The sequence below is a fragment of the Niabella sp. CPT15-335-S11 genome (assembly GCF_058792415.1).
Window position 1 is genome coordinate 1,049,463 of the sequence record NZ_JBYTEI010000002.1, and the last position, 21,110, is coordinate 1,070,572.

The window sequence follows — 21,110 nt, forward strand, 5'->3', positions numbered from 1 at the left end:
ATTTCAATGTGAACCGCTGCGCATTATTTAATGGTCACCATCGACTTCAAGATTTACTGGCGTAAAAAATTTATGAGCAAAGGCGTAGTTCACAAGTCCTTTATGGCACAGCCTACCAGCAATCATAGCGGGATGGGTGTTGAACTTTTGAGCGTATTCCAATATGTTGTCTTCATTTCGCAGGTCAGAAACTTCGGTCATAAACTGTTCTTCCTCTGCTTCTGAAAAAGTCCATTTCACTGCAAAATCATTCGCTTCCTTTTCTTTTTCGATATCCTTATCATCATAATCTACTTGTTCCAGGAAGATGTCCTTTTTGCCGTGCAGTAGTATATGCCCTGCTTCGTGAAAAAAGGTAAACCAAAAGACATCGTTTCGCTTGTATCTGCCTGACATTTGAACGAGCGGAGTATCGCCGATCCAACGGGTAGCGCCACTTATGGGCGCTTTGGCAATGCAGGGAGTATAAACCACTTTAACACCAGCATGCAGGCAGATTTTCTGCAGGGCTCGAAAGTATCCTTCTGCTTGTGCTGCCATTAGCTCCTTAATTTGTTCAAGATTCTGCCTGAATTTCACCTTATCATAAGCTGGGACTTCCATTGCTGCCGCCTGCAAATCACCTTTGCGCAGCCAGGCCGAAATGGAAAATGGGTTGGAAGTATTATGCAAAGAAATACGAAAAGCCACTTTTAATTCCTGATTCAAATAATAATCCGTCCAGGCATGATGATTGGCGATACCGAAGAAAGATAAAAGCGCATCTGTTTTTTCTTCTTTTGTAGTAACCGCAGGCAACCAATTTTTCTTTATCATTTCTGCAAGAGGAAATGCTTTTGCCCAGGGTACAGCCCCGGCTATGACCGCTTTATGCTTCTTTCGGGCTATAAACTCGTCATAGCCCCTTTGGTGATTCATCCAAAAATGGGCCGGAATTTTAGTAACATTTTCAAATTGAATTGCCATATCCGGTGTTATGCTGCTTTGACCGTTTAGGATGGCAATAATGGTTTTTTCGGGCTTACCGGTACGCAGGGCAAACTCCTTTGGACCCATGCCCATCTCTTCCAGCTTTTCAGCAAGGGTTCCGCCCGGGTGCGGGACAGTTTGAGGGAAAAACTGATTCTTTTTGATGGTCATTTTTAGTTCTTTTTTTGTGTTAGTGATAATCTTCTATCCTAATTATCTCCACTCCTTTAATCTCAATCCATATAGACCTGCCGTGCACATCTGTTGGTATAGGGTCCTCTTGACAGGTAAAAATCAATCTGTACGGATGATCTAAATCACAAGCCCAAAGACCCTTCTTATCTTCTTTCAATTCGTGCCACCTTCCCGACAAGTATCTTACATCTTCCAGTGTAGTGGCAAAACGAATCTGGACAAGTCTTGTATTGAAAATATCCGCCCTCCTCTTACCCATTTCCCTGACCCGTTTTTGTTCGTCGTTGGCTAATTTCTCAAGTCTCCTGTCGGCAAAGCTAATATTCATGGCAAATATATGGTTATTTTGGTTAACAGTAAGTGTAAATTATAATTATTTACATATTTAGTTTCTGAAAAATCCCGTTTAATGACAGAAGCTATCGTTCCGAATGTGAGACCTTTATTTTAAATATGTTCAAGCATTGATCGTACCATCGGCAAGTTAACAAAATCGTTCATTACATCAAGCGCAAACCCCGGAGTCTCTTACCCCTATTTGTGCATAAGTTCACTCAAAAATGAGCGACTGACGTCACTAAATAAGCGTTTTACAAGAAAGAAAATGGTTTGATCCCATTTTATAAAAGACACCGTTTGATAAACTGTGAAAGTTAAAAATCGATCTGTCTGAAAATATGTTGATGTAATGGATCTAATATAAAAAAATATGGAAACATCATTGAAATGAAAATAGCTTTATTTCTCATTTGTATCTTCCTAACCGGTTGTCATTCAAATAATAATGAAAGGATTGACAGCGAAAACAAAAACACAACGTTAGTTACCGAAAACTTTGCGCGTCAGTCTTAACAAAACTCCATCATAAAAATAGTTTCGATATTTGGAAACTTTCCTTATCTTTGCAAGAAATGAAGAGCTATTCACTTGCCGAAATGAAAGACAAATATATCGGTAAAATAGGCACGACGGAACGGGATGATTATGAATATGAACTTCGTATGGATGTTATTGGGCGAATGATTAAAAATGCACGACAAGAAAGAAATCTGACTCAAGAGCAATTAGGTGAGCTTGTGGGAGTGCAGAAGTCTCAAATTTCTAAACTTGAGAGTAGCGCAAACAGTGCAACTGTTGACACAATTTTAAAAGTGTTTAAAGCATTGAAAGCGGAAATACATTTTAATGTAAAAATCGAAAACGAATACATTCGACTTGCATAACATCCAGACGAAGAATACGAAGCATCACAGAAAAAAAAGGTGGTTGATAGTGTTGTTCATCTTCATAAAAAAGCCGCCAAAATTGGCGGCTTCAACTTTTTCGAACACTGAAAAAATCCGGGCTTGAATTTAACTTCCCGCGAACTCCTTCTTGATGATATTCAGCGCCCCACCGGCCTTGAACCACTCGATCTGCTGTTCATTATATGTGTGGTTCACCTCAATGGTTTCCGTGGTTCCATCGGCATGGCGTAAAACCAGGCCGAGCGGTTTGCCGGGAGTAAAGGTCGTCAGCCCCACTATATCGATCGTATCATCTTCCAAAATCTTTTCGTAATCCTCCTTATTGGCGAAGGTTAGCGCCAGCATACCCTGCTTCTTCAGATTGGTCTCATGGATCCTCGCAAAGGATTTCACCAATACCGCACGCACACCCAAATGACGGGGTTCCATAGCCGCATGCTCACGCGATGAGCCCTCACCATAATTCTCATCACCCACTACGATAGAGCCGATCCCCGCCGCTTTATACGCCCGTTGTGTGGCCGGTACAGGACCGTATTCACCGGTAAGCTGATTCTTCACAGCATCGGTCTTGTCATTAAAGAAATTCACCGCCCCGATCAACAGGTTATTGGAAATATTATCCAAATGCCCCCTATACCTCAACCAGGGCCCTGCCATGGATATATGGTCGGTCGTACACTTACCCCTCGCCTTAATCAGCAATTTCAGCCCCAACAGATCGCTGCCTTCCCAGGCGGCGAACGGATCAAGCAATTGCAGTCGCTGGCTATCGGGCGACACGATCACCTCAACATCTGACCCATCGGCTGCAGGAGCCTGGTAACCCGGATCATCGACCTCAAACCCTTTTGCAGGAAGCTCGTCGCCGCTGGGCGGATCTAGTTTAACCGCTTCTCCTTTATCATTGATCAGCGTATCGGTCATGGGGTTGAAGGTCAGGTCTCCGGCAATAGCCAGGGCCGTAACCAGCTCGGGCGATGCCACGAAGGCGAAGGTATTGGGGTTGCCATCGGCGCGTTTGGCAAAGTTCCGGTTGAAGGAATGGACAATGGTATTCTTTTCTTTCCGATCCGCACCTACCCTGTTCCACATACCGATGCAGGGACCGCAGGCATTGGCAAACACCGTCGCCCCGATCTTGTCAAAAACCTCTAAAAATCCGTCCCTCTCAATGGTGAACCTTACCTGCTCGGACCCGGGGGTGATAGTAAACTCCGACCTGGTCTTCAGGCCTTTTTCGCTCACCTGCCTAGCCAGCGATACGGCCCGGCTGATATCTTCGTAGGATGAGTTGGTACAACTGCCAATCAAACCGACTTCCACTTTTGTGGGCCATTGGTTTTGAGCAGCCACTTCTTTCATTTTCGATACCGGTGTGGCCAGATCCGGCGTGAAAGGCCCGTTGAGATGGGGTTCCAGCTCGCTGAGGTTGATTTCAATGACCTGGTCAAAATATTTTTCGGGCTCAGCATAGACCTCCGGATCTGCCGTCAGGTGTTCCGCAATCTGATCAGCCATTGCAGCGACTTCCTCGCGGCCGGTTGCCCTGAGGTAACGTTGCATGCTCTCATCGTAACCGAAGGTGGAGGTGGTTGCGCCAATTTCGGCGCCCATATTGCAGATGGTGCCTTTTCCGGTGCAACTGATGGATTTGGCACCTTCCCCGAAATACTCCACGATGCATCCCGTTCCGCCTTTAACGGTCAGGATACCCGCTACTTTCAGGATAATATCTTTCGGCGCTACCCAGCCGTTTAATTTACCGGTGAGTTTGATGCCAATCAGCCTGGGCATCTTCAGCTCCCAGGGCAGTCCGGCCATCACGTCACAGGCATCGGCGCCACCTACGCCAATAGCGACCATACCCAGTCCGCCGGCATTCACCGTATGACTATCAGTCCCGATCATCATCCCCCCTGGAAAGGCGTAATTTTCCAACACCACCTGGTGAATAATCCCCGCGCCGGGTTTCCAGAAACCGATTCCGTATTTATTGGAGACCGATGCCAGAAAATCATAGACCTCCCTGCTGTCGGTATTGGCCGCGGCCAGGTCTTTGCTGGCGCCCACTTCCGCCATGATCAGGTGATCGCAATGGACGGTTGAGGGAACGGCCACCTTCTCCCTGCCGGCCTGCATGAACTGCAGCAGCGCCATTTGCGCTGTGGCATCCTGCATCGCTACGCGATCGGGATGAAAATCCACATAATCCGAACCACGGTCGTAAGGCTTTGATGCGGGCTGTGTCAGGTGTGCGTAAAGCACTTTTTCTGTAAAGGTCAGCGGCCGGTTCACCAATTTGCGGGCTTCCTCTACCCTGGCTTCAAATCCGTTATAAACTTTTTTTATTAGATCGAGATCAAATACCATATGAAATATTTTTTGATTTGTTAATTTAACATAGCAGTGTAGCGGCGAATTTACAAAAATCAACCGTTCCAAAAAAGCGGGCTCCCCTTGCAGGTAAAGTTAAATCAACTATTTATGACGCCAGGCGGCCGGGCAGAGGTGGGAAAGTTAAGACGGGAATGAACTGAAACTCAAATCGCCGATGCTTTGCGCCGCATAGCTGAGTTGGGAAACCTAAGACAAGAAAGGTCCGCAGAAGCAAACTGAAGCGAGTTATCCCCGTTTTCCAAAACCTGCTCGATGTATGCAACTATTTTATAAATTTGCCTTTTAGCACCCTTTAACAAATAGCATATGAACCGCCTTAAAAGCTTTGTGGAGTGGAATGCCTTTGGGGTATGTTCCTCCATCGGTGAAAAGCTGAATATAGCGCCATCCCGGATCCGCCAGTACTTTATTTATGCGTCGGTACTAACGATGGGGTCGCCTATTATCCTGTATATGATCCTGGCTTTCACCAAAAATATCCGCCATTTTATCCGCTCGTCCAAGAGAAATCCCTGGTATTACTTATAGTCTGCCTGCTTATCGATCTATTTTTTGCCAGCCATCAACAGTAAATTCACAAACACCTTATCCTCCTTTTTTTAAAATATTTCCGGGAAACTGTAACATTTTGAGTATATTTCCGATAAGTAATTGTCGGTTTATCGCGAATCAATAACCTTGAATAATACTTTGTTTGAACCAGGTGACACCAAAAACCACGGATGCACTGGTGGAATTGTGCAAGAAGGGGGACAAACAGGCATTTTTTGTGGTGTACCAGCGAAATGCCAAACCCTTGCTGAACACCTGCATGCGGATCCTGAATAATCTGGCTGACGCAGAAGATTTGGTTCAGGAGACGTTTATAGATGCATTCACGCATTTGCATCGTTTTGATAACAAGTGCTCTTTCGAAGTATGGCTGAAAAGAATCATCATCAACAAATCTGTCAGTCTTCTCAGGAAGAAAAAGGTAAGTCTGACTGTTTTAGACCAGCATATATCTGAAAAACCCGAAACAGAACTGCCCGATGAAGAGATTTCTCAAATTAATATTGCCCATATCAAGGCGGCCATGGGCCGATTGCCCCGTAATCAGTGGATTGTTTTCAACCTGTTCGCCATTGATAATTTATCTCAAAAGGAAATCGGCCATTTATTAGGGCTTTCGCACAACAACGTCCGGATACTTTATTACAGAGCTAAAAAGAAAATTATACAATATCTCAATTATGTGGAGAAAGACAAGAAAACTGGAAACATTTATCAGAGATCACGCGGATGAATTTGATGTTTCCGAGCCCTCAACCAATCAATGGGACAACCTGCTAAAACGGCTTGAAATGCAAGAAACGGGCGCAGGCGAGCCTGCGGACGCCGGAGCGCATACCACAGAAGGCGGAGAGATTCCCCCAGATTTACCAAGCCTCCATCGGTCAATTAACGGGGAACCGCGAATTCAATAACCCCGAAACATTTATCCCGGGAGATATCATTTAAGATGATCCTGTATGCGTGCCCGCATATTAAGGTGACTCTGCGCCATTTTTTTCAAGATTCAACAGACTGCCATTAAGAGAGCAGTCTGTTGAATCAAGTACCCGCAGCAGAACGGCTTTAACCCTATAATATACTTTTTTTTGTTAAAGTAGGAAATTGGGGTTAACTACATCCGAGGCTATTACCGCAGTTCAGGCATTTGTAACAGGTGCCGCTCCGGATGGTGATATTTCCACATACGTTGCAGGTGGGGGCATCGCTCTGCATACTCCTGGCGATAGCGTTCACAGCGTTTATGCTTGCGTCGGCCGGTTTCATTGTGTCTTCCGATTTTGATGACTGCTTACCTACAACCCGCACTCCACTCAGTTCATGCTTTCTCTCACCAATCGTTGGCGTACCTCCATCCCATTGCGGGAGCTCATCAGCATCCTCATGCTGCTCCGGCGCATGAGGCTTATCCAGCACATGCACCAGGTCCGCACGGTTCAGGTATTCGTAAGCCAGTGCCCTGAACATGAAGTCGATGATGGATGTGGCCGATTTAATGTTCGGATGTTGTACCATCCCCGACGGTTCAAAACGGGTAAATACGAATTTCTCTACAAACTCTTCCAGCGGCACACCGTACTGCAGACCAATCGACACCGAAATAGCAAAGCAGTTCAGCATGCTACGCATGGTAGCGCCTTCCTTGGCCATATCAATAAAGATCTCACCCAGGGTTCCATCGCTGTACTCGCCGGTGCGCAGGAACAGGGTCTGCCCATTGATTTTGGCCTTTTGCGTGAAACCCCTCCGTTTAGCCGGTAAGGAGCGCCGTTCTACAATCATCGCGAGCTGGCGCTTCAACGATGTATCCGCACTGTTCTGAACCCGGTGATTGACTTCTTCCAGCAGTTCATCTACCGTCAGTTTACTCAGGTCAACGATCTGGCTATCTGCTTCCGCTGTATCTTCTTTGTCACTTCCGCTATCCTTGCTCTTTTTATCAGATTTGTTACTTAAAGGCTGGCTGAGTTTTGAGCCATCACGATAGAGCGCACATGCTTTCAAGCCCAGTTCCCAGCTTAGTTTGTAGGAATCTGCAATCTCTTCCACTTTGGCCTCGTTTGGCAGGTTGATGGTCTTGCTGATCGCTCCGCTCAGGAACGGCTGGGCCGCCGCCATCATCCGGATATGGCCGTGCGCATGAATATAGCGCTCGCCGGAAGGTCCGCATTTATTGGCGCAATCAAACACCGGCAGATGCGCTTCTTTCAGATGGGGCGCTCCTTCTACAGTCATGGTTCCGCATACATAAGTGTTTGCTGCGCTGATCTGTTCATTCGTAAAACCCATCGCCTCCAGCATATTCCATTCAAAGTCGTTATACTGTTCGGGTTTAAATCCAAGGCGCTTCATACAATCCTCGCCCAGCGTAAACACATTAAATGCAAACTGAATATCAAAAGCTGTTGCCATCGCCGCGTTCAGTTTGGCGATATCGCCTTCGCTAAACCCTTTGGATGCCAGCGTCTCTTCGTTAATAAATGGCGCGTTCTTTAAAGTGGCGTGACCTTTTGCATAATTGACGATCTCTTCAATTTCGTGTTCTGTATATTTCAGGTTCCGAAGCGCCTGTGGAACGCTTTGGTTGATAATCTTGAAGTATCCGCCGCCACTTAGCTTTTTAAATTTCACGAGGGCAAAATCGGGCTCTACTCCCGTAGTATCGCAATCCATCACCAGGCCGATAGTGCCCGTTGGTGCAATAACGGTGGTCTGCGCGTTCCGGTAACCGTTCTGCTCACCCAGCTTAACGGCATCGTCCCAGGCCCTGGTTGCTGCTTTCAGGAGGTAATCGGGGCAATATTTCGCATTGATCCCCTGCGGCTTAATTTCCAGCCCTTCATAGGCTTCTGTGGCGTCGTACGCCGCTGCCCGGTGATTGCGCATCACCCGCAGCATATGTTCTTTATTTTCTTCGTAGCGCGCAAATGGCCCTAATATACCGGCCATTTCAGCCGAAGTGCTATAAGCAACACCGGTCATGATAGCAGTGATTGCGCCCGAAATGCCACGGGCCTCTTCGCTGTCGTAAGGAATGCCGCTAACCATCAGCAGGCTGCCGAGGTTTGCATAACCCAGTCCCAGTGTACGGTAGTCGTAACTTAACTGAGCCACTTCTTTTGACGGGAACTGTGCCATCAGCACGGAAATCTCCAGCACCACGGTCCATAGCCTGCTGGTGTACCGGAATCCATCCACATCCAGGATGTTATCATTTTCATTAAAGAATTTCCGCAGGTTGATACTGGCCAGGTTGCAGGCTGTATTATCCAGGAACATGTATTCGCTACAGGGGTTGCTGGCGCGGATGGGACCTCCTTCCGGACAAGTATGCCATTCGTTGATGGTCGTATCGTATTGGGTACCCGGGTCAGCACAGCGCCAGGCGGCGTAATTGATCTGATCCCAAAGGTCCTTAGCCTTAACTTTCTTCATCACGTGTCCATCGCTTCGTGCTTTCAGTTCCCAGTCACCATCTTTTTCCAGGGTCCTGAAAAAGGAATTCGGAATGCGTACTGAGTTGTTGCTGTTCTGTCCGCTGACCGTCTTATATGCTTCCCCTTCATAATCGCTGGGATATCCGGCAGCTATCAGGGCAGCCACTTTATTTTCTTCCTCTACTTTCCAGTTGATGAACTCCACGATCTCCGGGTGATCCAGATCCAGGCAGACCATTTTTGCCGCCCGGCGGGTGGTTCCTCCGCTCTTGATCGCGCCGGCCGCCCGGTCACCAATTTTTAAGAAACTCATCAGTCCGCTGGATGTACCGCCTCCGCTCAGTTTCTCACCTTCTCCCCGGATACTGCTGAAATTAGTTCCAACACCGCTGCCATATTTGAAGATCCTGGCTTCGCGGACCCAAAGATCCATGATACCCCCCTCATTCACCAGATCGTCATTTACGCTCAGGATAAAACATGCGTGTGGCTGGGGGCGCTCGTATGCTGAAGTTGATTTTTTCAAATTCGCATCTGCAGGATCTACATAGTAATGCCCCTGTGGTTTACCGGTTATACCATACACTTCATGCAGACCGGTATTAAACCATTGCGGGCTGTTGGGTGCGCATGACTGGTTGAGGATAGAATACACCAGCTCTTCATAGAAAACCCGGGCATCGTCAGGCGACGCAAAATACCCATAACGTTCGCCCCATACCCGCCAGCAATGTGCCATGCGGTGCGCGACCTGCCTGATGCTGGTCTCGCGACCCAGGGTCCCGTCCGGCTGGGGAACACCCGCCTTACGGAAGTATTTCTGGGCCAGAATATCCGTGGCAATCTGGCTCCACTGCGCGGGAACTTCTACATTGTCTAACTGAAAGATTACCTCACCACTTGGATTTTTAATCACCGATGACCGGTAATCATACGCAAACATGTCGTAGGGGTTAATCCCATCTTTCGTAAATTTCCTTTCAAATACTAGTCCTTTCTGAGTTTGTTTTTTCTGGGGTGCCATTTCAAAATATTTTAAGGTTTGATGCTTCTAAAAAAAGTCCCGTGGGACAACGAAAGTATCCCAACCAAGTCATGATTTCCAAGTCTAAATATTAACAAGCTGTGGATAAAGAAGGTTGTTTTTTCACAAACGCAAATGGGTATTAAGTTTGGCAAGTTTTACACATCAGGTGGAAAGAATAAGGCTTTCGAAGTCCGAATTTTTCAGTAAATATTTCGGAATACTGATGGAACAGCCGTACCGCGCATTTGTTAACAAATCATGAAATTCTCGAGGGATCCGAAACCGCCGGACCGGTCAGGATAGGTTAAGATCAGCTCATCAATCCGCGTTAAAAATATATTTTTTTATTCGCAGATTTTATGGTATTTTTAAAGGTTGCACCGATCTGAGCAAAAGCGAGCCCTTATTGCAATTCCTTTATTTTCCGAATCACTTCATCGACCTCATCCCTGGTATTGTACCTGTTGAATGAAAAACGGATGGCCACGTCATTGTTATCCGGATAAAGCGCTTCAATGACATGCGAAGCAGTGCTCGCCCCGCTGCTGCAGGCACTTCCTCCCGACACGCAAATATTTTGCATGTCCAGGTTAAACAACAGCATTTCTGATTTTTCCGTCCTCGGAACCGATATATTCAATACGGTGTACAGGCTACTCCCATTGTAGTCGCCGTGGAATCCCAGCCCAGGAATATGTTCCTGCAATTGTTCGATCATATAATTTCGCAAATCAATGATAGCTGCTGAATCCTTTTCGAAGCGTTCCATCGCAAGTTCCAGCGCTTTGGCAAAGCCAACAATACCATACAGGTTTTCGGTACCCGCGCGCATATTCCGCTCCTGCCCTCCACCGTGCAACAAGGGTTTAACCAGCCGATTCCGGTTGACGTACAGGATGCCTACACCCTTGGGCCCATGGAACTTGTGTGCTGAAGCGGAAATAAAATCGACCTGAATGCGTTGCAGATCCAGCGGATAGTGCCCCACCGTCTGCACACAATCCGAGTGAAAGACTGCATCATATTTCCGGCAGATAGCACTGGCCGCATTAATGCTCAGGAGGTTCCCGATTTCGTTATTGGCATGCATCAGGCTCACCAGACATTTGCCCCTTTGCCCTGCCAGTTGAGCTTCCAGATCCTGAAGATCGATATGGCCATTGGGCAACAGCTTCACAAAGCTGAAGGAAATATTGCGCTGCGTACAATAATATTCTATGGTATGCAATACTGCATGATGCTCAATGGGAGAGGAAATAATATGTGTACACCCCAGGTCCCGGATAGATGTAAGGATCGCCGTGTTATTACTTTCTGTACCCCCGCTGGTAAAAAAGATCTCCCCCGGGTGCGCATTTAATAATTTTGCTACGGATTTCCGGGCGCTCTCCACCGCCATCCTCGTCTCCCGGCCATAGGAATAGATTGACGACGGATTCCCAAAACGTTCAGTCAGGTAGGGCATCATGCCGTTCAGCACTTCCGGGTCCAGAGGCGTAGTTGCCGCATTATCCAGATAAATTCTTTTCAGCTTACTGTCATTTAAAGTTGTAACATAAATTAATTTACTAACCCGCAAGGGTTCTGTTCCGTTGATTGATTTTATTCAGCCGGGGCTCTGACTACATCGCTTCCTTAATATCGCGCATCAGTCTTTCGGCTATGTTGTTGGCCTTTGTCTCCAGATCGCTCTCGGAATAAATTCGAATGATAGGTTCTGTATTTGATGTACGCAGGTGTACCCAATCCCCATCGAATTCAATTTTCAGTCCATCTTCTTCATTGATCGGGTATTTGCTGTATTTTTTTCGAATCTTCCGGAAGATCTCTTTGACATCCAAGTCTTCGTCCAGTTCGATTTTATTCTTACTGATAAAATAGTCCGGATATAAACTGCGCATCGATTTTAACCCGTTCTTCTGCCTTGCCAGATGGCTCAAAAAAAGTGCAATTCCGATCAGCGCGTCCCTTCCGTAATGAAAATCCGGTACGATGATCCCCCCATTGCCTTCACCGCCAATCACGGCGTTCACTTCTTTCATCCGGGCCACCACATTCACTTCACCAACGGCCGACGGGTAATACTCACCCCCGTGCTTCTGCGTAATTTCCCGCAGAGCGCGGGTACTGCTCATATTGCTGACCGTGTTCCCCTTACGATGCCCCAGCACATAATCGGCAACGGCCACCAGCGTGTATTCCTCTCCAAACATACTGCCGTCCTCGCACACGAAGCAAAGCCTGTCCACATCCGGATCCACCGCGATCCCGAAATCAGCCTTTTCCCGCACAACAGTATGACTCAGATCTGTCAGATATGCCGGAAGCGGTTCCGGGTTATGCGCGAAGTTGCCGGTAACTTCTCCATTCAGTACCACCACCTGCTCAATTCCCAGCGCTTTCAGCAGCGCCGGTACGAATATGGCTCCGGTAGAGTTGATGCCATCTACCACCACTTTGAAATTCCGCGATGCGATCTCTTCCCTGTTCACCAGGGGATATTGCAGGATCGCCTCAATATGTTTCTCCTGGTAGGACGAATCGGTCGCTACCTTTCCGAGTTTGTCGACCGGCGAAAAAATAAAATCGTCGGCTTCTGCGATGCTCAGCAGCTCCTTCCCGGTTTCAGCGGATATAAACTCACCATCACTATTTAGCAATTTCAGTGCATTCCATTCTCTGGGATTGTGGCTGGCGGTGATGATAATGCCCCCATCGGCGGCTTCCATTTTTACGGCCAGCTCAACCGTTGGCGTTGTACTCCAGCCCAGATCCTTAACGTCCACGCCCATTGCATTGAGCGTGGAGACCACCAGGCCACTCACTTGCGGACCGCTAATTCGACCGTCCCTGCCAACAACTACTTTGAGCGTTTTTCCAGGAGCTGCCTTTTTCCCAAGAATCGCAGCAAAAGCCGCTGTAAATTTCACTATATCGGGCGGCGTAAGGTTCTCGCCTGGTTTACCGCCTATTGTTCCCCGGATTCCGGAAATACTCTTTATCAGTGCCATATTAACCTCATTGTGATCTGAAAACACTTGCCGGATCACGCCGGAATGCTTACGGATTCTGCTGCAAATTTAAGGCGGACGGCCGATAAATTTAAAATTTTTAACCAGTTAGGGGGCTTTTCACAGCCAGACCTGTCATTTCTAATTGTCCATGGTCAGGCAGTGGCAGCGAGGAAACGCACGCTATTCATTTGCCGCTTATCTTTGTTAAAATGAGATCACTGTCTTATATACCTTTGCCGGATTGGTTCGTAAATCCCGACAAAAGACTTTTTTATACGATCAACGTCAGGGGCGCCAATGATTTCTTCGACTGGCTGATGCCATTGCTGCGTAACCAGTTCTTCTGGGCACCGCTGTATCTTTTTATCATCCTTTTCGCGTTAATCAATTTCAAAAAAAATGGCTGGTGGTGGGTTATTTTCGCAGTCGCTACAGTTTCTATCACGGATATGACCGGAAATTATCTGTTTAAGCAGACTTTCGAGAGGCTTCGCCCCTGCCAGGATCCGGCCATGGAGGGTATTGTAAGAATGGTTCTGGGGAGATGTTCGGGTGGATTCAGCTTCGTTTCCAACCACGCTATTAATCATTTTGGCATCGCAACATATTTCCTATTCACGTTCCGGGCTGTTTTCAAATATGCCTGGGTCCTGATGATCTGGGCCTTTCTGATTGGTTTTGCCCAGATCTATGTGGGCGTGCACTACCCGTTTGACGTCTTTTTCGGCAGCCTCCTGGGCATCGGCCTTGGAGCCGTAACGGGTTTTTTCTTCAATAAACTTTTTGGATTCACTATCTTCGAAATGCAATCAACATCTCGTTAATGGAAATTTTCGTAATAGCGATTCTGATATTGCTGAATGGGATATTCTCGATGGCCGAGATCGCCCTGGTTTCTGCCAGGAAAGCGAGACTCGAGGCGCAGGCAAGCAAAGGGGATCAAAAGGCAGCGGATGCACTCCGGCTGGCTAATAGTCCCGAACGTTTTCTTTCCACTGTCCAAATTGGCATTACCCTTATCGGTATCTTGACCGGTATTTATTCCGGCGACACTATAACCGGATATATTGCAAATTTCCTGGCGCAGTTCCCTGCAATTGAGCCGTACAGCAAGGGACTGGCAACAACGGCCGTGGTGATCATTGTTACTTATTTCACGCTTGTTTTTGGTGAACTGGTACCTAAAAGGATTGGCCTCGCCAGACCTGAGGGAATTGCAAAATTCATCACCCGCCCCATGCGGTTTCTCAGCTACCTCACTTATCCGTTCATCTGGCTGCTGACCAAATCAAGCAGCTTTATTATCAAGATCTTCAAAATCAAACCCCGCGAAGGACAGGTAACTGAAGAAGAAATCAAGGCCATTATCAATGAGGGAACAGAACAGGGTACCCTCGAGGAAACTGAACAGGACATCATCGAAAGGGTGTTCCACCTCAGCGACAGAAATATTACGTCATTGATGACCCACCGGAATGATATTGTTTGGTTTGATATCAGCGAGAACGAACAGCAAATCAAAGAAAAAATCCTGAGCGAACCTCATTCCATGTATCCGGTTTGTGATAGTGACATAGACAATATCAAGGGTGTGATCACGATGAAGGATCTGTACATTCACCGGGGCAATATTCAGGTGCTGGAACTAATGCGGTCCGCTTTGTTCGTGCCGGAAAACAATACAGCTTTCCGGGTCATGGAAAAGTTTAAAGAATCGCAGATCCACTCCTGTTTTATTGTGGATGAGTATGGCACCGTCCTGGGCCTGATCACGTTGAATGATATTCTTGAAGCCATCATCGGTGAAATGCCGCAGGAGGATGAGGTCGACTATGAGATCCTGGAAAGGGAAGATGGTTCTTTCCTGGTTGATGGCCAGATCCCGTTTTACGACTTCCTGTCCTATTTTGACAAGGCAGACTGGATGCATGAAGGAGAACAGGAATTTGATACGCTTGCGGGATTCATCCTGCATAAATTAAAAAGAATACCTGAAGCTACCGACTCGCTCGAATGGAACGGTTTCCAATTTGAGATCATGGATATGGATGGCCAGCGGATCGACAAGGTGTTGGTAAATATCAGCCAGGAACTGAGAGATGGCATGGAAGAAGATTAACGAGTAAAACCACCGGTTTGCAGGATAGCTATGATGTACCTATTATCCGGATAAGTCCGGAAGGATGAATTGTGATCCAGACAAAAATTATTTTATCAAACCTAAATTCTGAACCATGAAAATGCTTTTTACACTTTTTTTTTCGGCCCTCGTGATCTCGGCCAGCTCACAGGGACACCGGCTTGTAAAACTCTGGGAGACTGATTCCGTCATTGCGATACCCGAATCGGTACTTCCCCACCAGGGCAATCTTTATGTATCGCTGATCGATGGGGCGCCATGGGATGATGACGGAAAAGGTGGTATTGGTATCCTGAGCCCCGACGGAAAGCAATATAATGGTCATTGGGTCACCGGACTCAGCGCTCCCAAAGGAATGGGTATCCTGGGCAACCGGATGTACGTTGCCGATATCAACCGGGTTGTGGTGATAGATTTGAAAAAAGGAACGATTGAGAAAAAAATTCCGTTGCACGGATCTCAAAACCTGAATGATATTACAGTGGGTGACGGCGTTGTGTACGTATCCGATTCAAAACTGGGTCAAATCTGGCAGATCCAAAAAGATAACCCGAAGCTATTTTTGGAGAACGCGCCGGGAGTGAATGGGGTCAAGTTTTATAAGGGTGCATTGTATTATGGAGAAGGGAAATTTTTTAAGAAACGGGATGCAAACGGGAAAATATCACTGATAGCTACGGTTACAGAGCCGATCGATGGTATTGAACCGCTTGCAAACGGCGACTTTATCCTAACCTCCTGGATCGGTTATATTTACTATGTTTCCAAAAACGGAAAGGTGCAGACCTTACTGGAATCACATAAACAAAAAATAAATACGGCTGATATCGGCGTGGATATGAAGAATAATATTCTCTACGTCCCGACATTCTTCACGAAGAAGATTATGGCGTACAAGATTATATGAAGACTTTAGAGTTTACCGCCCGAACGTACCGTTCGGTAGGGGCGGGGACGTTAGATGTTAGAACTTAGACGCCAGACTTTGCATTATATACATTTATATTTAATATCTAAAGTCTAATATCTAGTATCTAGTATTTAGCGTCTCCTACCTCAGCATATCCTTGGCAACTGTTCGCCGGTCAGGTAGTTTACCACCCGCCTGCCGCCAATGGCGCTCTTCAGTAAAACCTGGCCGGGAGTGGCGGTGTTAATTTGCCCTATAATAGCTGCTTCGGCGCCGGCTTCCGCATCCCGGAGCAAAGCAAGGCACTCATCTGCAATATTTTTATTTACAACGGCAACAAAAATGCCTTCATTGGCAACATACAAGGGATCCAGCCCCAGCATTTCACAAGCGCCTTCAACCTGATTACGCACCGGAATAGCCGTCTGCTCAATTTCAATACCCAGTCCCGTCATTTCCGCTACTTCATTCAATACAGACGCAAGACCGCCGCGGGTCGGATCGCGGAGAAATTTTATATCCTTTCCAAACTGATCCAGCATTTTCTTAATGATATGAACCAGAGGGCGGGTATCACTCATGATATCGGTTTCAAACTCCAGACCTTCACGCTGACTCATGATGGCAATGCCGTGATTAGCGAGACTTCCACTGATCAGGATTGCATCGCCCGGTTCAATATTTTTGTGGTGAATCTGTGACTGCTGATGTACCTGCCCGATTCCCGAAGTGTTGATAAATATCCCATCGCCCTTGCCCTGCTCCACTACTTTGGTATCGCCAGTGACAATCGTAACCCCTGCCTGATCTGCGGCATTCCTGATGCTCTGCAAGATCCTCGCCAGGTCATCCGTTCTTAATCCTTCTTCCAGGATAAAGGAAAGCGACAGATATTTGGCCATGGCACCACACATCGCCAGGTCATTGACGGTACCGTTAACTGCCAGTTCCCCGATATCACCACCTTTGAAGAATATTGGCGAGATCACATAACTGTCCGTACTGAACGCCAGTCTGCCACCCAACTCAAAGAAAGCACCATCGTGCTGCTGGTTCAGCAGATCATTCTGGAGTACATCAAATACGCCGCTCTGCAACAGCCGGTGTGTAAGCAGACCACCACTGCCATGCCCCATGGTGATCACATCAAAATCAAATTTTGGTAATGGACAGGATAATTGCATGAAAAAAATCTTTGATAATAAATAATAATCGAGTTCTTAAGCTAAATCTTTGCATGTATAATATCACTACTAAGTGATAAATATCAACAATTGTTTTTACCGAAACAATCTCACCGAAGGTGTTTAAACATGATGCGGAACTATTGCCCCACAACACGCCCCGCATTTGAATAATGATAATAGGCCGCGCAGGAACCCTCACTGCTCACCATCGGCGCACCCACGGGATGATCCGGTGTACAGCTCTTACCAAAATTGGGACAGTCAAAGGGCTTTTTCAACCCTTTCATAATAGCTCCGCTTATACAACTCTCATCTTCTTTTACCGCCTGGACATCCAACACAAACTTTGTCCGGGCATTATATAACCGGTATTTCTCGGACACTTCAAATCCGCTATCGGGGATGTATCCGATACCCCGCCACGGTTTACCCGCTACCGTAAACACTTCTTCCATCATCTTCTTAGCCATTTTATTTCCCTCCCGCTGGACATACCTGACATACTGATTCTCCACCCGCCACTCACCGTTCTCCAGTTGCTGAACGGCCATCAGAATACCCTGCAACAAATCTACCGGCTCAAATCCCGTCACGACAATGGGCACCCGGTACTTTTCAGCAATGGGTATATATTCCTCAAGACCCATAATGGTACATACATGCCCCGCTGCAAGAAATCCATTAATTCTGTTTTCCTCATCCTGCAATATCGCTTCCATGGCAGGCGGCACCAGCACATGTGAAGCCAGGATGGAAAAGTTGAGCACATGTTGCCTGGCGGCCTGCACCACGCTCAACGCGTTTGCCGGAGCAGTGGTTTCAAAACCAACGGCAAAAAAGACCACTTCCTTGTCGGGGTTCTTTTTGGCAAGCTCCACAGCTTCCAATGGTGAATAAAGTATCCTGACATCAGCGCCGCAGGCTTTGACCTCCAGCAGACTTTTCTGCGAACCCGGCACCCGTAGCATATCCCCAAAAGAACAAAGGATGACATTGGGTTGCTCCGCCAGCCAGATAGCTTCATCAATGACCGAGACACTGGTCACGCAAACCGGACAGCCGGGCCCGTGAACGATATTGATCAGCCCGGGCAATAAGTCCAGGATACCATTTTTCACCAGGCTGTGCGTTTGCCCGCCACAGACTTCCATAAGCGTCCAAGGCTTGGTTGTCACCGCGTGGATCTTATCGAGGTATTCCCTCACCAATTCGGGATCCCTGTATTCAGACAGATATTTCATTCGCTTACTTTTTTTGTGTTCCCCGTCCTTGGCGGTTTAAGATTTTGTCGAACTCAGCATTTACATTGCCTGTTCTAAGAACAGCCTTTCACACTTCGGTTCATTTATTATTTTTTTTAATCCAATAGTATGAACTATGCCGATCAGTGGCCGAAGAATCAAAGGTCTTTTGCAGCCCCGCTATTCAGTTCATCCGCTACTTCGCCGATCAGTCTCAGGTACTCGAAAGTTTTCATGGCTTCTTCTTCGTCTACTACACTGATGGCTACCCCCACATGTACCAGAACGTAATCGCCCTCCTTGGCTTCAGGAATCATGCTCAGGTTGACCTCCCTCAATATTCCTTCAAACGACACTTTCCCGCTCCTGAACGTTTCATCAGGCTGGCTGGTTATGGAAACCAACTTCCCGGGTATAGCTAAACACATACAATATTTTTTTATTTTAAAAAATCTATTTCCCTAGACTGTTGCGGTTGTCCCTCTCCCCGCATCATTTGTCTGTAAACCAATTGTCCGAAACTGATGCATTCATCATTAGGACTGAGCTGCCTGTGATAAAACAAACCGTATCGCCCGCCCAATCGTTGTTGCATCAAATCTACCAAAAAAGCATTCTGGAAAACTCCGCCACTGACGGCAATTTTCCGGACTTGCAACCGGGCGGCCACCGCTTCGATCCAGTTGACCAGGGTTTCAAATACGCTAGCCGCTATCCGGCCGGTGTCAGCGCCCTCGCTGATATCATCCAGCACTTCAGCAATAACCGGTCGCCAGTCGATTACTGTACCTCCAAATTCAACGGGATAACCTCCGGCTATTTCACCACGATATCCTCGGGCTGCCACTTCAAGTTTCATGGCTGCCTCTCCTTCGAATGTATTTACCTGCATCAATCCAAGCAGCGACGCAATTCCGTCCAGGAATCGACCCATACTGGATGTCTGCAGTATCCCGCTCTTTTTCATCAGAAGGGAATAATAATCCAGTTGCTTTTTTTCAAAATGAGTTTCCACACGCGAAGTATCGCCATCCAACAGTGACAACGCCGACAGTCGCGGTTCCCGGCTCATTTTATCGCCAAGTATCTGGGGAAAATACTTCAGGTGACTTACTCGTTCCATTTTGCCGTCTTCAAACAGGAAAAACTCACTCCCCCAGATCTGCCCATCATCCCCATAACCCGTTCCGTCCCAGGCCAGGCAAAGGACCTTTTCGTTGTCATGCTCCAGATCGTTTTCACCCAATACCGCGCAGGCATGCGCCACGTGGTGCTGTACCCCCATGATCGGAACTCCCATCTTTGTTGCCAGTTGTTTTCCATACTGCGTTGCGAAATACCCCGGATGTTTGTCCACCAGGATTTCCGCCGGTTTAAATCTGAGCAAAGCGGTCAGATGTTCCAGCGTAGCCATAAAACTTTGCTGTGATTCAAAAGAGTCCAGCCGGCCAAGAAACTGACTGATAAATAAATTATTTTTTTCAAGTACGGCAAAGGCCCCTTTCATTTCTGCACCCATCGCCAGCATCGAATCCTGGCCCTTAAATGGATTTGGAAAGAAATTAGGAGCCATTCCACGAGACCTCCGTAAAATGATCTTTTGATTGCACGGTGTAAACTGAATCACACTATCGTCCTGGGGTATTACAATATCGCGATCGAATGTCAAAATCAGATCGGCGAAAAGATTCAACCGATCCAGGGCTTCATCATCCCGGAACACAATGGGACTCCCGTTGAGGTTACCACTGGTAGCAATTAAAGGATTTTGTAACGCATTGGTGATCATTTTCAGCAATGGAGTATAAGGCAGAAACACGCCCAGCTTGTCCAGTCCATTGGCGATCAACCCGGTTTGAAGTCCGGAACTCTCTTCCTTCTTCAGTTTACAAAGCACGATGGGCGCTTCCCGGCTGAGCAAGGCCTCCTTTTCAGTTCCGGTGATCCAAACATCCATTTCTGCTGCTTCCACGCTGTCATACATCACTGCGAAAGGCTTAGCAGGCCGCCGTTTCCGCCGACGCAGTAGTCCAACCGCTTCACCGTTATGAGCGTCGCACATTAACAGGTACCCCCCAATTCCCTTCACGGCTACGATCTTCCCTTGCCTGATCGCATTCAATACGATCGTAATTTGTTCCGCATAGTCGCCCGGGATTTCTCTACCAGCCCCATCGTACAGGTACATCGGGATCCCGCAATGGTGGCAGGAGTTGGTCTGGCTATAATGCCGCCGATCATGAATATCCTCATACTCGCGTTTACAGCTCTCACACATTTCATACGGCGCCATGGTCGTTCGCTCACGGTCGTAAGGCAGCTCCGTCATGATAGAGTACCTGGGGCCGCATTGCAGGCAGGTCGTGAAAGGATACTGAAACCGTCTGTTTGTCTGTTGCTCAATTTCGCTGGTACAATCCCCGCATATCGCCAGATCGGGCGTCAGCAAGAGATCGGGCTGCGTTACATGCCTGGAAATGTCAATGCTGAAATCTTTAAAAGTCTGGTCAGCCACCTGCCGCATTTCATATTCGCGGATCAGCGCATTCCGGGGGGGATCTGCAATAATCTCATCCAGGAATTTCTCTGCTTGTGTGGGATCAGCATTTAGCACAATATGCACACCATCCGTATCATTGCAAACCCGGCCGTTTAGCTGATATTTCTCGGCTAACCTACTGACCAGGGGACGAAATCCGACCCCCTGCACAATTCCGGTTATATGAACATGATAGGTGTACATGGCCAGGACCAAAATAACTTTCCAGCACTATCTCCACACTTTAAAAAC

Annotated in this window: 16 protein-coding genes; 6 read left to right on the forward strand and 10 right to left on the reverse strand. The window is 47.3% G+C overall.

Features of this window, described 5'->3' with window-relative positions; all coding sequences use genetic code 11:
* Positions 1-27 precede the first annotated feature (27 nt).
* Both AC3WS5_RS10775 and AC3WS5_RS10780 read right to left on the reverse strand, forming a co-directional pair.
* Entirely contained in the window at positions 28-1,140 is a 1,113-nt protein-coding gene (locus AC3WS5_RS10775; protein ID WP_492467380.1) for a HigA family addiction module antitoxin, read from the reverse strand.
* Between the two features lie 19 nt (positions 1,141-1,159).
* Positions 1,160-1,492, reverse strand: coding sequence for a type II toxin-antitoxin system RelE/ParE family toxin (locus tag AC3WS5_RS10780; protein ID WP_492467381.1), 333 nt, complete (start codon positions 1,490-1,492; stop codon positions 1,160-1,162).
* A 583-nt stretch (positions 1,493-2,075) separates the two neighbouring features.
* Between AC3WS5_RS10780 and AC3WS5_RS10785 the strand changes: the two genes are divergently transcribed.
* Positions 2,076-2,387, forward strand: a complete 312-nt coding sequence (locus AC3WS5_RS10785; RefSeq protein ID WP_492467382.1) for a helix-turn-helix domain-containing protein — start codon at positions 2,076-2,078, stop codon at positions 2,385-2,387.
* Positions 2,388-2,516: 129 nt separating this feature from the next.
* Here the strand turns inward: AC3WS5_RS10785 and AC3WS5_RS10790 are convergent, their stop codons facing one another.
* The gene (locus tag AC3WS5_RS10790; RefSeq protein WP_492467383.1) at positions 2,517-4,784 is read right to left on the reverse strand and encodes an aconitate hydratase; all 2,268 of its coding nucleotides are present in this window, start codon (positions 4,782-4,784) and stop codon (positions 2,517-2,519) included.
* A gap of 333 nt (positions 4,785-5,117) precedes the next feature.
* Here AC3WS5_RS10790 and AC3WS5_RS10795 point away from each other — a divergent pair, with 333 nt between their 5' ends.
* Both AC3WS5_RS10795 and AC3WS5_RS10800 read left to right on the forward strand, forming a co-directional pair.
* Positions 5,118-5,339, forward strand: a complete 222-nt coding sequence (locus tag AC3WS5_RS10795) for a PspC domain-containing protein (protein WP_492467384.1) — start codon at positions 5,118-5,120, stop codon at positions 5,337-5,339.
* A gap of 175 nt (positions 5,340-5,514) precedes the next feature.
* Positions 5,515-6,096: an RNA polymerase sigma factor gene (locus AC3WS5_RS10800; protein WP_492467451.1), complete on the forward strand. Its 582-nt coding sequence runs from the start codon at positions 5,515-5,517 to the stop codon at positions 6,094-6,096.
* 377 nt (positions 6,097-6,473) lie between these two features.
* On the opposite strand, the gene AC3WS5_RS10805 is transcribed toward AC3WS5_RS10800, so the two are convergent.
* The 3 genes from AC3WS5_RS10805 to glmM form a co-directional block, all read right to left on the reverse strand.
* Positions 6,474-9,824 carry a vitamin B12-dependent ribonucleotide reductase gene (locus tag AC3WS5_RS10805; RefSeq protein WP_492467385.1) on the reverse strand — a complete coding sequence of 1,117 codons (3,351 nt, stop codon included), beginning with the start codon at positions 9,822-9,824 and terminating at the stop codon, positions 6,474-6,476.
* A 406-nt stretch (positions 9,825-10,230) separates the two neighbouring features.
* Entirely contained in the window at positions 10,231-11,406 is a 1,176-nt protein-coding gene (locus AC3WS5_RS10810) for a cysteine desulfurase family protein (RefSeq protein WP_492467386.1), read from the reverse strand.
* A gap of 43 nt (positions 11,407-11,449) precedes the next feature.
* Entirely contained in the window at positions 11,450-12,838 is a 1,389-nt protein-coding gene (gene glmM, locus AC3WS5_RS10815) for a phosphoglucosamine mutase (protein WP_492467387.1), read from the reverse strand.
* A 212-nt stretch (positions 12,839-13,050) separates the two neighbouring features.
* On the opposite strand from glmM, the gene AC3WS5_RS10820 reads away from it, so the two are divergent.
* The 3 genes from AC3WS5_RS10820 to AC3WS5_RS10830 all read left to right on the forward strand — a co-directional run bounded on the left by AC3WS5_RS10820 (position 13,051) and on the right by AC3WS5_RS10830 (position 15,888).
* Positions 13,051-13,665: a phosphatase PAP2 family protein gene (locus AC3WS5_RS10820; protein WP_492467388.1), complete on the forward strand. Its 615-nt coding sequence runs from the start codon at positions 13,051-13,053 to the stop codon at positions 13,663-13,665.
* Complete coding sequence (locus tag AC3WS5_RS10825; protein ID WP_492467389.1) at positions 13,665-14,960, forward strand: hemolysin family protein; 1,296 nt, start codon at positions 13,665-13,667, stop codon at positions 14,958-14,960. The genes AC3WS5_RS10820 and AC3WS5_RS10825 overlap by 1 nt, the downstream gene beginning before the upstream one ends.
* Positions 14,961-15,075: 115 nt before the next feature.
* Positions 15,076-15,888, forward strand: a complete 813-nt coding sequence (locus AC3WS5_RS10830; protein ID WP_492467390.1) for an SMP-30/gluconolactonase/LRE family protein — start codon at positions 15,076-15,078, stop codon at positions 15,886-15,888.
* Between the two features lie 149 nt (positions 15,889-16,037).
* Here the strand turns inward: AC3WS5_RS10830 and hypE are convergent, their stop codons facing one another.
* The 4 genes from hypE to hypF all read right to left on the reverse strand — a co-directional run bounded on the left by hypE (position 16,038) and on the right by hypF (position 21,062).
* Complete coding sequence (gene hypE, locus AC3WS5_RS10835) at positions 16,038-17,075, reverse strand: hydrogenase expression/formation protein HypE (protein WP_492467391.1); 1,038 nt, start codon at positions 17,073-17,075, stop codon at positions 16,038-16,040.
* Between the two features lie 140 nt (positions 17,076-17,215).
* Positions 17,216-18,319, reverse strand: coding sequence for a hydrogenase formation protein HypD (gene hypD / locus AC3WS5_RS10840; protein ID WP_492467392.1), 1,104 nt, complete (start codon positions 18,317-18,319; stop codon positions 17,216-17,218).
* Positions 18,320-18,477: 158 nt separating this feature from the next.
* Positions 18,478-18,747: a HypC/HybG/HupF family hydrogenase formation chaperone gene (locus AC3WS5_RS10845; RefSeq protein WP_492467393.1), complete on the reverse strand. Its 270-nt coding sequence runs from the start codon at positions 18,745-18,747 to the stop codon at positions 18,478-18,480.
* An 11-nt stretch (positions 18,748-18,758) separates the two neighbouring features.
* Positions 18,759-21,062: a carbamoyltransferase HypF gene (gene hypF / locus AC3WS5_RS10850; protein WP_492467394.1), complete on the reverse strand. Its 2,304-nt coding sequence runs from the start codon at positions 21,060-21,062 to the stop codon at positions 18,759-18,761.
* Positions 21,063-21,110: the final 48 nt, after the last annotated feature.

Excerpts from the sequence above, each read along its gene's own strand:
- AC3WS5_RS10775 (WP_492467380.1), bottom strand. The coding sequence starts at position 1,140 with ATGACCATCAAAAAGAATCAGTTTTTCCCTCAAACTGTCCCGCACCCG.
- AC3WS5_RS10780 (WP_492467381.1), bottom strand. The coding sequence starts at position 1,492 with ATGAATATTAGCTTTGCCGACAGGAGACTTGAGAAATTAGCCAACGAC.
- AC3WS5_RS10785 (WP_492467382.1), top strand. The coding sequence starts at position 2,076 with ATGAAGAGCTATTCACTTGCCGAAATGAAAGACAAATATATCGGTAAA.
- AC3WS5_RS10790 (WP_492467383.1), bottom strand. The coding sequence starts at position 4,784 with ATGGTATTTGATCTCGATCTAATAAAAAAAGTTTATAACGGATTTGAA.
- AC3WS5_RS10795 (WP_492467384.1), top strand. The coding sequence starts at position 5,118 with ATGAACCGCCTTAAAAGCTTTGTGGAGTGGAATGCCTTTGGGGTATGT.
- AC3WS5_RS10805 (WP_492467385.1), bottom strand. The coding sequence starts at position 9,824 with ATGGCACCCCAGAAAAAACAAACTCAGAAAGGACTAGTATTTGAAAGG.
- glmM (WP_492467387.1), bottom strand. The coding sequence starts at position 12,838 with ATGGCACTGATAAAGAGTATTTCCGGAATCCGGGGAACAATAGGCGGT.
- AC3WS5_RS10820 (WP_492467388.1), top strand. The coding sequence starts at position 13,051 with ATGAGATCACTGTCTTATATACCTTTGCCGGATTGGTTCGTAAATCCC.
- AC3WS5_RS10825 (WP_492467389.1), top strand. The coding sequence starts at position 13,665 with ATGGAAATTTTCGTAATAGCGATTCTGATATTGCTGAATGGGATATTC.
- AC3WS5_RS10830 (WP_492467390.1), top strand. The coding sequence starts at position 15,076 with ATGAAAATGCTTTTTACACTTTTTTTTTCGGCCCTCGTGATCTCGGCC.
- hypE (WP_492467391.1), bottom strand. The coding sequence starts at position 17,075 with ATGCAATTATCCTGTCCATTACCAAAATTTGATTTTGATGTGATCACC.
- hypD (WP_492467392.1), bottom strand. The coding sequence starts at position 18,319 with ATGAAATATCTGTCTGAATACAGGGATCCCGAATTGGTGAGGGAATAC.
- AC3WS5_RS10845 (WP_492467393.1), bottom strand. The coding sequence starts at position 18,747 with ATGTGTTTAGCTATACCCGGGAAGTTGGTTTCCATAACCAGCCAGCCT.
- hypF (WP_492467394.1), bottom strand. The coding sequence starts at position 21,062 with ATGTACACCTATCATGTTCATATAACCGGAATTGTGCAGGGGGTCGGA.